The organism is Streptomyces sp. cmx-4-9, assembly GCF_046548835.1.
Lineage (GTDB): Bacteria > Actinomycetota > Actinomycetes > Streptomycetales > Streptomycetaceae > Streptomyces.
This window is the reverse complement of record NZ_JAEBEE010000011.1, coordinates 1-11,899: the sequence shown is the minus strand read 5'-3', so window position 1 is coordinate 11,899 and position 11,899 is coordinate 1. Positions and strand designations below refer to the sequence as shown.

General features: G+C 70.7%; 11 protein-coding genes and 1 pseudogene. 2 read left to right on the top strand and 10 right to left on the bottom strand.

Annotation, left to right across the window (positions count from 1 at the left end):
* Nucleotides 1-67 precede the first annotated feature (67 nt).
* Nucleotides 68-865: a LuxR family transcriptional regulator gene (locus ACLJTM_RS30325; protein ID WP_411106972.1), complete on the top strand. Its 798-nt coding sequence runs from the start codon at nt 68-70 to the stop codon at nt 863-865.
* A gap of 84 nt (nt 866-949) precedes the next feature.
* On the opposite strand, the gene ACLJTM_RS30320 is transcribed toward ACLJTM_RS30325, so the two are convergent.
* From ACLJTM_RS30320 to ACLJTM_RS30305, 4 genes are all read right to left on the bottom strand, one after another.
* The gene (locus ACLJTM_RS30320) at nt 950-2,041 is read right to left on the bottom strand and encodes a beta-ketoacyl synthase N-terminal-like domain-containing protein (protein ID WP_411107211.1); all 1,092 of its coding nucleotides are present in this window, start codon (nt 2,039-2,041) and stop codon (nt 950-952) included.
* A gap of 54 nt (nt 2,042-2,095) precedes the next feature.
* A complete protein-coding gene (locus ACLJTM_RS30315; protein ID WP_411106971.1) occupies nt 2,096-2,887 on the bottom strand; it encodes an ABC transporter permease in 792 nt (263 codons plus the stop codon).
* Nucleotides 2,884-3,894 carry an ATP-binding cassette domain-containing protein gene (locus ACLJTM_RS30310; protein WP_411106970.1) on the bottom strand — a complete coding sequence of 337 codons (1,011 nt, stop codon included), beginning with the start codon at nt 3,892-3,894 and terminating at the stop codon, nt 2,884-2,886. The genes ACLJTM_RS30315 and ACLJTM_RS30310 overlap by 4 nt, the downstream gene beginning before the upstream one ends.
* Before the next feature lie 141 nt (nt 3,895-4,035).
* Nucleotides 4,036-5,997 (bottom strand): ABC1 kinase family protein, encoded by a 1,962-nt coding sequence (locus ACLJTM_RS30305; RefSeq protein ID WP_411106969.1) that lies wholly within the window; start codon nt 5,995-5,997, stop codon nt 4,036-4,038.
* Nucleotides 5,998-6,184: 187 nt separating this feature from the next.
* On the opposite strand from ACLJTM_RS30305, the gene ACLJTM_RS30300 reads away from it, so the two are divergent.
* Nucleotides 6,185-6,967 (top strand): PIG-L deacetylase family protein, encoded by a 783-nt coding sequence (locus ACLJTM_RS30300; protein ID WP_411106968.1) that lies wholly within the window; start codon nt 6,185-6,187, stop codon nt 6,965-6,967.
* Nucleotides 6,968-7,038: 71 nt separating this feature from the next.
* On the opposite strand, the gene ACLJTM_RS30295 is transcribed toward ACLJTM_RS30300, so the two are convergent.
* From ACLJTM_RS30295 to ACLJTM_RS30270, 6 genes and pseudogenes are all read right to left on the bottom strand, one after another.
* Complete coding sequence (locus ACLJTM_RS30295) at nt 7,039-8,217, bottom strand: macrolide family glycosyltransferase (RefSeq protein ID WP_411106967.1); 1,179 nt, start codon at nt 8,215-8,217, stop codon at nt 7,039-7,041.
* A 45-nt stretch (nt 8,218-8,262) separates the two neighbouring features.
* Entirely contained in the window at nt 8,263-8,772 is a 510-nt protein-coding gene (locus ACLJTM_RS30290; protein ID WP_411106966.1) for a DUF3995 domain-containing protein, read from the bottom strand.
* A complete protein-coding gene (locus ACLJTM_RS30285) occupies nt 8,769-9,173 on the bottom strand; it encodes a hypothetical protein (RefSeq protein WP_411106965.1) in 405 nt (134 codons plus the stop codon). Before ACLJTM_RS30285 ends, ACLJTM_RS30290 begins: the two co-directional genes overlap by 4 nt.
* Nucleotides 9,174-9,371: 198 nt before the next feature.
* Nucleotides 9,372-10,562, bottom strand: a complete 1,191-nt coding sequence (locus ACLJTM_RS30280) for a cytochrome P450 (RefSeq protein WP_411106964.1) — start codon at nt 10,560-10,562, stop codon at nt 9,372-9,374.
* Nucleotides 10,562-11,551: an alpha/beta fold hydrolase gene (locus tag ACLJTM_RS30275; RefSeq protein WP_411107210.1), complete on the bottom strand. Its 990-nt coding sequence runs from the start codon at nt 11,549-11,551 to the stop codon at nt 10,562-10,564. Before ACLJTM_RS30275 ends, ACLJTM_RS30280 begins: the two co-directional genes overlap by 1 nt.
* A 171-nt stretch (nt 11,552-11,722) precedes the next feature.
* Nucleotides 11,723-11,836 (bottom strand): annotated as a pseudogene (locus ACLJTM_RS30270) (hypothetical protein); the annotation flags it as partial.
* Between the last annotated feature and the right edge of the window lie 63 nt (nt 11,837-11,899).

The following is an 11,899-nucleotide window of genomic DNA, read 5'->3' as shown; positions in this document are numbered from 1 at the left end:
GCCTTCATCACAGTCAGCCGGCAGCAGTGGTCCACGGGAGGACGAGGAGGAGACTGGATTCAAGAGCATGCAGGACGAGTTCGAATTCGAACTCATGGAAGTGCGCGCACTCATAGAATTCACCCTCACCAATCGGCGGGACCGTCAGCTGCGCAATACGCTGATATCCGAAGTCAAGGCAGAGAAGGAGAGCATTTCAGGCGAGGTCCGCACGCTCCTTGCCGGGGCGACCGAGCACGTCGAGATCATCCTTGCGGGAGAGGCCGAGATCTCCCAGGCGGTGTGGAATGCCGTCGCCGGACGGATGCGCAGCCACGGCCCGCGCATGGACCTGCGCGTCCTGTGCACGAGGGCCTCCCTCGACCAGCGGTGCTTAGCGGGCGAAGGGGAGGGAGAAGACGTGCCCGGCGCGCCCAGGGTCCGGGTGTCCGACCTGCCGCGGCTCACGGCTGTCATCGTCGACGGACGGACGGCCCTGGTGTGTGCCGAGTCGGCCGTGGGCGGGCGGGCCTCGGTCATCCGGGCCGAATCGGTGAACCGCACGCTGCGGCTGCTCTTCGAGAGCATCTGGCGGAGCGCCGCCGTACCGAGCCGACTGAGCGGATTCGGCCGCCGGGACCACTCCGACACCGTCCGGCAGGTGCTCAAGTACCTGAAACTCGGGCTGACCGACGAGGTGGCGGCCAGGGAGCTGTCCGTGTCCGTCCGCACCTACCGCCGGTACGTGGCGGAGATCATGACGATGCTGGGGGCGGACTCCCGTTTCCAGGCCGGCGTACGGGCTGCCCGACTCGGCCTGCTGTCCGCGTCCCCGTCCGCGGAGCGTGACCCCTCCAAGGCCCCTCCCGGCGGTGCGGCCCCCTAGGGCGCCGCACCGCGGCCGCCAGCAGCACGAAGCGCCCGCTGCACCACCGGTTTCCCGGTGGTGCAGCGGGCGCTGCCGGTCCCGTCAGCGCAGCCGCAGGAGGGCGCAGGCCAGCGCCCCGTCGCGGTCCACCGAGGTCACCACGGCCGTACGGCCGCGGGCTGCCGGGTCCTCCGCGGCCAGTGCCAGCACCGATACCACCTGGAAGGTGGCGGTGGCCGCGGACGTGTCGCCCATCCGGGCCGGCTGCGGTACCCACCGGGGAGCCGGCGCGCCGAAAGCGGCCTGGAGCGCCGCCCGTTCCTCGGCGCCGGCCGCACCCGCAGGTGAGGACGGCGACACCGCCCACACGTCCTCCGGGCGAACCCCCGAGCGGCGCACCGCCCGCTCGATGCAGGCGGTCAGCGAGGCGGCCACGCCCTGCGGTCCCACGATGCCGGCCTCCACCAGCAGCACCTCGGCCAGGCCGCCGCCGGGCGGGACGGAGTCCGCCGGTTCGACTTTCAGCACCGCGCAGCCCTCACCCAGGACCGTGTCGCTCTCGTCGGCGCCCCGCACGTGCAGCTCCAGCCACGACCGGGCCGCGGAATACTCCTCCACGGCGCCGCACAGCACCGTGCGCGCCCGGCCCGCCGCCAGCAGCCGGCGGGCGTAGTTCAGCGCCATGAGACCGGAGGCCCGTCCCGCCGCCACCGTCGCATTCGGGCCCTTCAGCCCGTACCAGATGGCGCATTGGCCGCTCGCGCAGTTCATCACGGTGTTGGGGAAGTGGGACGGGTCCACGTAGAAGGGCTTTTCCTGCAGGAAGGTGTCCCGGGTCAGGTCCATCATGCTCTGGGCGCTGCCGGTGTTGGTGCCCAGCACCAGGGCCGCGCTCTCGCCTCCCAGGTCCGCGGCCGACCCGCCCGACTCCTCGATGAGCCGGCCGATGGCCGTGACCGCCAGACCCGTGACCCGGTCCATGGACCGGGTGCCCTTGCGCCCGAGGACGTCCCGGATCGCGAAATCCGGTACCAGGCAGGCCTGTTCGTCCGCGCCGCCCCACTGTTCGGCGTCCAGCGCCGTCGCGGCCGGGCGGCCCGAACGGACGCCTTCGGCGAAGGCCTCCCTGCCGATGCCGAACGGCGACACCGCCGACCATCCCGTGATGACAGGACCACGTACTGCGGTGACCATCCCGCTCACAGCCGATCACTCCTCTTGGATTTGGTTCGGGAACGCACGCCTCGCTCAGCGGGCCGCCGCACGGTGGTAGGCGCGGGCGGCCAGCGGGACGATCACGCAGAACAGGACGCCGAAGACCAGGAGCGACGCGGCCACCGGGTGCTGGGCGGGAAGGGCGTCGCTGACGGGCTGGGAGGGGTTGCCCCACAGTTCGCGGCAGGCGCTGACCACCGCGCTGATGGGGTTCCACTCGGTGACGATCTGCAGCCAGCGCGGCAGGCCGTCCGGGGGGACGAACGCATTGGACAGGAACGCGAACGGCAGGACCATCAGCGTGGACAGGGTGTTGACGGCCTCGGGGCTGCGGACCACCAGGCCGATGAGCGCCCCCACCCAGCACATGGTGAAGCCGAGCAGCAGCAGGAGGCCGAAGCCCAGCAGGGTCTCGCCGAGGCTGTTGTGCGCGCGCCACCCGATGAGGGTGCCGACGACGGCCATCACGACACAGCTGAGGGCCGTCATGGCCAGGTCGGAGACCGTACGCCCGAGCAGTACGGCGTAACGCGACATGGGCAGCGAGCGGAACCGGTCCACCAGGCCGTTCTGCAGGTCGTCCGCCACACCTGCGGCCGTGGTGCCGACGGCGGAGAGCATGACCTGGGTGAAGATTCCGCCCATGATGTATTCGCGGTAGTTCCCGCCTCCCGGCACGCTCATGGCGCTGCCGAAGAGGTAGCCGAAGACCAGCACCATGACGACCGGCGCGATGGTCACGCCGATCAGCTTCTCCGGTACGCGCACGATGTGCCGCATGTGGCGGCCGGTCAGGGCCATGGTGTCGTTCACGAGCTCGCTCATGCGGCGGACGCTCCCTGCTCTGCCGTGGCCGTGACGGGCCGCCCTGTCGCGTCCGCCGGTTCCCCGGTACCGGGTGCGTGCCCGGTCAGCGAGAGGAAGACGTCGTCGAGGGACGGCCGGCGCATCGCGAAATCCACCACGTCCAGGCGGTGTTCGCGCAGGGCGTTGGCCACCTCGGCGATCGAGCCGATGCCCGACTCCACCTGTGCGCTGACGCTCCGGCCCTGTGCGCCGACCACCGGTGCGCCCAAGGCGACCTTCTCCAGCAGCAGTGCGGCCTGCGGTACGTCGTCCGGGTCCGCCATCGTCACTTCGAGGACTTCCCCGCCGACGGTGCGCTTCAGTTCGTCGGGCGTGCCGTCGGCGATCAGAAGCCCCTTGTCGATCACGGCGATGCGGTCCGCGAGGTGGTCCGCCTCTTCCAGGTACTGGGTGGTGAGCAGGACGGTCACCCCCTCGGCCACCTGCTCGCGCACCATGGCCCACAGGGTCATCCGGCTGGTCAGGTCCAGACCGGTGGTCGGCTCGTCGAGGAACAGCACTTCCGGTGAGGCCAGCAGGCTCGCCGCCAGGTCCAGGCGGCGGCGCATGCCGCCCGAGTACGTCTTGACCTCGCGGTCCGCGGCGTCCGACAGCTCGAACCTCTCCAGCAGCTCCACGGCGCGCTTCCTGGCTCCGGTCCTCCCGAGCCGGTAGAGCCTGCCCATCAGCACGAGGTTCTCGCGGCCGCTGAGGCGTTCGTCCACGGCCGCGTACTGGCCGGCCAGTCCGATCCGCCTGCGTACTTCCATCGGTTTCTCGGCCACGTCGTAGCCGGCCACCTTCGCCCGGCCGCCGTCGGAGGGCAGCAGCGTCGCCAGGATGCGAACCGTGGTGGTCTTCCCCGCGCCGTTGGGGCCGAGGACGCCCAGGACCGTACCGCGCGGCACCGTGAGGTCGACTCCGCGCAGTGCTTCGTGGTCCCCGTACCGCTTGCGCATTCCCTCAGCTTCTATTGCTGCGTCCATGTACCCCGCCTAGAGAAGTCGGCTTTCGCCCCACGATGGCAGCGGCCCGGCCACTGCCCCAGAGCCGTGACCGGAACCTGTCACGGGTGGGCGAATTCCGCAGTGCGGCGGAAAAGGCGGGAGTTTGCGGGGCCCGAGGCTTCAGCGTTTGGCCCGGAATACCGTGAAGAGCATGCGCAGGACGAGTACCGCGCTGATGACCAGCAGGTGGTATCCGATCAGGCGGAAAAGGCTGAGGTCCTCGGCGATGTCCGGCCCGCCGGGTATGGCCAGGAGGATGACGGCCATCACCCCGCTCGTGGCACCGAGAAAGGTGATGAGCACCTCGTGCACCAGCGACCGCAGGTAGGTGCGGTCGCGCGCATCGGCGAACAGCCGGACGCTCATGCCGAGCCGGCCCTGTTCCAGCGCGCTGGTGACACGGTCCAGGCGGCGGGGCAGCCGCTGCAGCAGGGTCACCGCCGCGTGCAGGTCCGCACTCGGGCTGAACGTCCGGCCGTCCCCCCATCCGAACCGCCCCCGGCCCGTCTGCCCGCCGTCCGCGAACTCCCGGGCCGCTTCGATGACGTCGAAGCCCGGTGACACCTTGGAAAGGGTGCCCTCCAGGGTGCCGAGCGCCCGGAACACGGCGGCCACCTCCGGCGGTACGGCCATCCCGTGCCGGGCCACCAGCCGGAACAGGTCGGCGAACACCTGGAAGTCGGGGACCGAACCGCCGGACAGGTGACGGGCCATGAAGCGGCCCAGTTCCCGCTCCAGCTCCCTCTCGTTGATCTCGTCGGGGCGGGCCACCAGTTCGAGCAGCGCGTCGCACAGGGCGGCGGGGTCGCCGTGGTGGATGGCGAGCAGATAACGGCCCAGCGCCGCACGGAGCTGTCCGTCGAGCCGCCCCACCGATCCGAAGTCGACCAGGGAGATCTGCCCGTCGCCGCTGAGGAGGATGTTCCCCGGGTGCGGGTCGGCATGGAAGATGCCGTCGGCGAGGACCTGCTGGAGCATGTTGAACAGCAGGTCCCGGGCTATGTCGGCCCGTTTGGTGACGCGTTCGTCGATGGACTTGTGGGCGGTGCTGATGGGCAGGCCCGGGAGGCGCTGCATGACCATGACCCGCTCGCCGCTCAGTTCCTCGTACACGACGGGGAGCCCGATCCTGCGCTCGTCCCGGCGGGCCCAGGCGCTGGTCACCGCCGCCAGGTTCTGCGCCTCGGTGCGGAAGTCGAGCTCCTCCGTGACGGAGGTGGCGAATCCCTCGGCGAGTTCCGCCGTCCCCAGGGCCCGGGCCCAGGAGGTGCGCGCCTCCAGCATCCGGCCGAGCCGGCAGATGATGTCGAGGTCGCGCTCGACGAGCGGCCGGACGTGCGGCCGCTGCACCTTGACGACGACGTCTTCACCGGAGTGCAGGCGGGCCCGGTGGACCTGGGCGATCGACGCCGCTGCCAGCGGCTTCTGCTCGAAATGGGCGAAGACCTCTCCCGGTGTCCTGCCCAGGTCCTGCGTGAGCAGCCGCTCCACCTCTTTCCAGGGCTCCTCCGGCACCTGGTACTGGAGCCTGCTGAGCTCCGTGATGAACTCCGGGGGGAGGAGGTCGTGGCGGGTCGACAGCACCTGGCCGAGTTTGACGAACGTCGCGCCGCCCTCTTCGAGTGCGAGCCGCAGGGACCGCGCGAGGCGGGCCCGGCCGGTGCTGAGGGCCCCGTCCGCGTCCCGACCGCGGCGCAGGTACGGACGCAGTCCGTGGCGCACGGCGATGGTGCTGATGTGGGAGTAGCGGCAGGCCCTGGCCGCCCGGGAGCGGACCGCCCGCAGCCAGCCGGCGGGCGAGCCCGAGGAGCCGGACGGCACGACCAGCTCGGAGACCGCCAGGAAGACCGTGGCCAGCAGGAAGGTGCAGCCGATCTGCACGGTGGTGATGGCGCCGCCCTGCTCGGGACGCTGCATGGCGGCGCCGAAGACGGCGAGGCCCACCGTGCCCACGACTCCGGTGAGCAGGGTACGGACGATGCCGACCCGGAGGCCGAGCAGCCGCTGCGCCACGGCAGCGAAGACCACGATGAAGAGGATGACGCTGAAAGCCGCGCCGAAGAACATTTCGATCTCTTCCACCACCCGTCGCGCCGTGCCCCGCCGCCGATCCTAGGAAGGCCGGGCTCCGGGGCTCAAGGGGCTCGCAGCAACCTGCCAGATCCCATGACCGGGCTCGGTCCGGGGCCCGTTGCGGCTTTGAATGATGCGCACTCAACCCGCGGCAGGCAGCCCGCAACCGCGCAGAGGACAAAGGAAACCAAGCATCGTGCGTCGTGTACTCGCCATCTCGCCCCATCTGGACGACGCCGTGCTGTCGGCCGGCGGGCGGCTGTTCGAGCTGGCTTCGGAAGGCGTCGAGGTCACGGTGTTCACCGTGTTCGCCGGCCGGCCGCAGCCGCCCTTCTCGCCGGTCGCCGACTACCTGCACAGCCTGTGGGGACTGGGCGACGCCCCCGTCGTGCACCGCCAGGCCGAGGACCGCCGAGCGGTGTCGCTGCTCGGAGCCACCGCCCGGCACGGCTCCTTCCTGGACGCCGTGTACCGGCCGAGGCCGGACGGCAGCGGCTGGCTGATCGGGATGGACGGCGCGCCTCCGGAGGGCGAGGACGAAACCGAACTGGCCGCACGGCTGGCGGGCACGGTCGCCGACCTCGTCGGCGAGCTCCGGCCCGATGCCGTCCTCACCTGCGCGGCGGTCGGCGGCCACCTGGACCACCGGCGCACCCGCGACGCGGTCCTGGCCGCGGCCGGCCCCGGCACACCCACCCTGTGCTGGGAGGACCTGCCCTACGGGCACCGCACCGCGCAGGTTCCCGCCCTGCCGCCCGGGGTCCACTTCACCGGCAGTGTGGCCCGGACCGCCGCGGACCCGGCCTGGGAGGCGAAGTACCTCGCCGTGGAGGCCTACGATTCGCAGCTCACCATGCTCTGGCCGAACGAGCCCGAGTTCCGGCCGGTCTTCGACTCGCATGCGGCCGGGCACGCCCGCGCGCACGGGCTCACCGGCCGGGCCGAACTGTTCTGGAACGTGGGCTTCGACCGGCGCTGACCTGCCCGCGGCGGCGGGGCCCGGGTGGCGGCTGCGCCTGGGTGGCGGCTGCGCCCGGGTCCCTGCGCCCGTCAGCTGCCGGACCGCAGCCGCTCTTCGACCAGGCGCACGACGGCGGCCGGGCCCCCGGCGGCGCGCACCTGCTCCTGCATCCGCGCCATCCGGCCGGGCAGCTCCCGGTCGGCTGCCAGCGTGAGCACCGAGGCGCGCAGCGTGTCCGCACCGACTTCCTCGGGGGGCAGGACGCAGCCGAGGCCCAGCCGGGCTATCGACTGCGCGTTCATGGGCTGGTCCGCGGACTGCGGGACGGCGACCATCGGGACGGCGTGGTGGAGGGCTTCCATGACCGATCCCATGCCGGCGTGGGTGATGAAGGCGTCGGCGCGCGCGAGCACCTCCAGCTGCGGAACTCTGCGGTGCACTTCGAAGTTCGCGGGCAGGGACCCGAGTTCGGCCGGGTCGGTCTGGCCGCCGACGACCATGACCACGTGCCAGTCCAGCCCGCCGAATGCGGCGATGCACTGCCGGTAGAACTCCAGGTCGCTGAGCACGCTGCCCAGCGAGACCAGGAGGACGGGCCGGCCTCCCGCAGGCGCCTGCCACCTTCCCTGCAGGGGGCGCTCGGTGATGCAGGGGCCGACGAACACGTACCGGTCGTCGACCGTGTCCCCCCGGAACTGGAACGCGCGGGGCAGGGTGACCACGCACAGATCGGGCTCGTCCGTGTAGTCGTTGACCGACATGGTGACGCCGCCCCGGTCGAGGAATTCGCGGAACCGGCGGCGGTAGGCCACCCAGGAGGGGTCCTCGGCCATCAGCTCCTGCATCAGCTCGCGGTGTTCCGCGTAGCCCTCGGAGGGGACGTGGGTCGGTGAGAGCCTGATCGCGGGGACGCCCCAGCGCTGGGCGAGGAGCCGGGCGGTGTGGGCGGTGAAGTCGTACAGGACGAGGTCGGGACGGTCGTCCTCGAAGGCCTTCTCCTGGGCCGGGAGCACGGCGGCGGCCTCTTCGAGGAAGAGCGAGGACATCGCGACGATGTCGTCGTGGGGCCAGTCCTGGCCGCGGTGGGTGGGCGGCAGGGTCGATTCGTGGACGACCGCGGTGGCGCCGGCCGCTTCCACCTGCGGCGCGAACTCCTCGGTGATGACGTAGCTGACCCGGTGGCCGCTGCGCACCAGCTCGGCGACGACGGCCAGGGTGGGGTTGACGTGCCCGTGGCCCGGGATGTTGAAGAGTGCGATGTGGGACATGTGCTCCGCTCCTGGGAGGTGTGCGCGGGAGGGTGGTCGTACGGTCTATGCGGGAGCCGCCCGGCGGTGGCCCCACGCCAGCAGACCCCAGGCCAGGCCCCATAGGAGGAAGTAGGGGGACCACAGGAGCAGGTCCCACCAGGCCAGGTGGACCGTGCCCTGCCAGCCGAACCAGATGACGCCCACGTCCCCGACGGCGAGCAGCACGGCCCGTGCGGTCATCGCGAGGAAGGCGAGGACGGCGGGCAGGAGGAGGATCCAGCGGGGTATCCGGCGCAGTCGGTGGCCCCAGGGGCCCGCGACGGCAACGGCGTACACCAGCGCCAGGGCGACCAGGGCCGCGAACTGCCAGTGGCTGGTGATGGCTTCGGCGTCCTGAGCGATGAGCTTCTTCCTGGCCTCGGCCGGCACCGGGGTCTGGGCCAGGAGCAGTGAGCCGCCCAGCGCCCAGTAGACCTTCATGGCGCCGTAGAGCCCGGTGAACGCGAGGGTGCTCCGCAGGCCGAGGCGCCGCCACCGGGCGCCGGCGCTCCCGCGCCGGGTCGGCGCGCTCACTCCCGCCCCTCCTGCACGCCCGTGGCGTCTGCAACCGGTCCGGCCGCCGTCCGGGGTCGGCGGGTGCGGTGGACGTAGCCCCAGACCACCGCGCACCACAGGACGAAGAGCACGGTCGAGGTCAGGGCATCGGATGCGGTCCAGCCGATCTCGCCGCCCCCGAGGGTCGAGTCGTAGACGATGGCCGCTTCGCCGGCGCCCATCGGCACGAGGGCGGCGAGCAGGGCGGCCAGCAGCAGCCAGCGCGGGACCTTGCGGCCGGCTGCGTGAATGGTGGCGAACGCGAGGACGGCGGCGGCAAAACCGAGGGCGGCGAGCACGAACTGGTCGAGTGCCGGATTCGTGTGGCCGTTGTCGCCCGTCACTTCGGGGCCACCGGGAAGTCCCAGCTTCCCCTCCATTCCGTACACCGCCTTGGAAGTGGAATAGATGAGGAAATTCACCCCCACGATGAATGCGGGTAACCCGTGCCACAGCGAGACAGGAAACCAGGTGCGGAATCTGGCCACCGCTCGGCCACGGAGTTTCTCCGTCATGCTGTGCCAACTCTCGTTACGGGAGGACAACAACCCGGTGTGCAGCGGGCGTTGGCCGCGCGCTCAGGCGCGGGTCACCGATACCGGCAGTCGCTCCGCGCCGAGCATGCTCCCGGTGTCGAGCAGGGTGACGCCGTCGCCGTGGACAACTTCGAGTTCAGCGTACCTGTCGAGCAACAGGGTGAAGGCGGTGCTCCCTTCAAGCCTGGCAAGGGGGGCGCCGATGCAGTAGTGGATTCCATGGCCGAAACCGATGTGGCGGTTTCCGGCCCTGTGGATGTCGAATCGGTCCGGGTTCTCGAAGTGCGCCTCATCACGATTCGCTGAGGGGATCCACACGCGGACGACCTCCCCCTCGGGGATGGTGTGGCCACCCAGTTCCGTTTCTCGGCTGGTCATCCGGCGGGCGTTCGTGAAGGAGGGCCTGAGGCGGACGACCTCCTCTATGGCGGCGGGCACGAGCGACCGGTCGGCCCGCACCTCGCGCCAGGCGTCCGGGGCCCGGTCGAAGAGCAGCGCGATGTTGGTCACCAGGGCGGAGCTGGTGGAGATCCCGCCCAGCAGCAGGATGCCGACGAATCCGATGATGTCCTCGTCCTGCAGCCGCTCGCCCTCCACGCGCGCCTCCAGGAGGAGGCTGATCAGGTCGTCCCTGGGGGCCGTCCGCCGCTTCCGGATGAGGTCGTACATGTAGGAGTTCAGGGCCCGGTAGTGCTTCGCGTTGTCCAGCATCCCCTTCATGGAGGGGACTCCGGTGTGCAGTGCGTGGGCCCACTGGGCGAACAGTCGTGAGTCCTCGCGGGGAGTGCCGAGGATGTCGGCGATCATCAACACCGGGAAGACCGAGGCGAAGTCCTCCGCGAGGTCGAAGACCTCCCTGTCCCCGAGCTCGTCCAGGAGTCCGGTGGCTATGGCGGTGACCTGGGGTTCCAGGCCGGCCATGTAGCGGGCGCTGAACGCCTTGCCGACGAGCTGCCTCAGCTGGCGGTGGCGCGGCTGGTCCTTGGCCGCGATGTTGCCGACGAAGAAGAGGTCGTAGTCCTCCTGCGGCGGCGTCAGCTCGGTGAGGTCGTTCTGGAATATGTGGTTGCTGGACATGACGTGCTGTGCGTCGGCGTACCGGAAGACGTCCCACTGGCCCGTCATCGGGTCGTAGAAGACGGGTTCCGCCTCCCGCATCTTCCGCAGTTCCGCGAAGAACTGCGCATCCGGTTCGGGTGTGTGCGCTGCGGCCGCCTGGCGGTTCTCTTCCATCAGTCTTCCTTCCGGTGCGCCGGGCGGGCGTCGATGGTCTCCAGCCGCTCGGCGAGTATGCGGCCGATCTCCGCCAGAGGGCCCGGCTTCATGAGGTCGGTGTGCTTGCGGTCGATGTCGCGGGTCACGATCTCGCCGTCGACGAAGGGCTTCCAGGTGTCGGGGGTCGGCGAGATGTCGATCTTGTCCAGGGTCGCGACGACCAGCGTGATGTCGCCCGTGAACCGTTCGGGGACGAAGGCGTTGAACAGGGCGCTGTTGTTCGCGTAGATCCGGCTGATCGCCTCGATGTGGCGCTTCTCCAGGCTGGCCATGGCGCTGCCCAGGCGCTGGAGCACCTGGGTGACCCGTCCGTGGGTCAGCGGGCCCTTGCCCAGGTAGCGGCGGTCATAGCCGACCCAGCGCAGCAGGTCGGCGAGGATCGCCTGCTCGGTGGTGTCCGGGAGGCGTTGTCCCGGGTACGTGTCCAGGATTCCGAGGAAGTCGACCTCCTCGCCCGACGACTGCAGGCGGGTGGCCATGGCGTGCGCGATGACGCCTCCCGAGGAATAGCCGACGAGGCGGTAGGGTCCGGCCGGCTGCACCGTGCGGATGTGCGCGATGTAGTCCTCGGCCATCGCGTCGATGCTCCCGGGCAGCGCCTCGTCGCTGTCCAGACCGCGGGCCTGGAGTCCGTAGACGGGGTATTCCTGCCCGATGTGCTTGATGAGGCCGGAGTAGCACCAGCTGAGGCCGCCGGCGGGATGGACGCAGAACAGCGGCGGACGCGAGCCGAAGGGCCGCAGCGGGAGCAGTACGTCCAGTGGGCCGCCCTGCTCGGTGCCCTCTTCCAGCTGCGCGGCCAGGTGGGCCGGCGTGGGGGCCTCGAAGAGGCTGCGGATGGTGAGTTCCGTTCCGAAGGTCTCCCGGATGCGGCTCAGCAGGCGGGTGGCCAGGAGCGAGTGGCCCCCGAGGTCGAAGAAGTTGTCGTCGATGCCGACCCGGGGCACGTTCAGCACCTCCGCGAACAACCCGCACAACACCTCCTCCCGCGGCGTCCTCGGAGCCCGACCCCCCACCACACCCGCCACCTCGGGCACCGGCAACCGCCGCACGTCCAACTTCCCGTTCACCGTCAACGGCATGACGTCCAACACCACGAAAGCCGACGGAACCATGTACTCCGGCAACACCGACCCCGCAAAAGCCCGCAACTCACCACCCCCCACCACCACACCCGCCACCGGCACCACATACGCCACCAGACGCCGCTCCCCCGGCACGTCCTCCCGCACCACCACCGCCGCATGCCCCACCCCCGCATGCCCCGCCAAAACCGCCTCCACCTCCCCCACCTC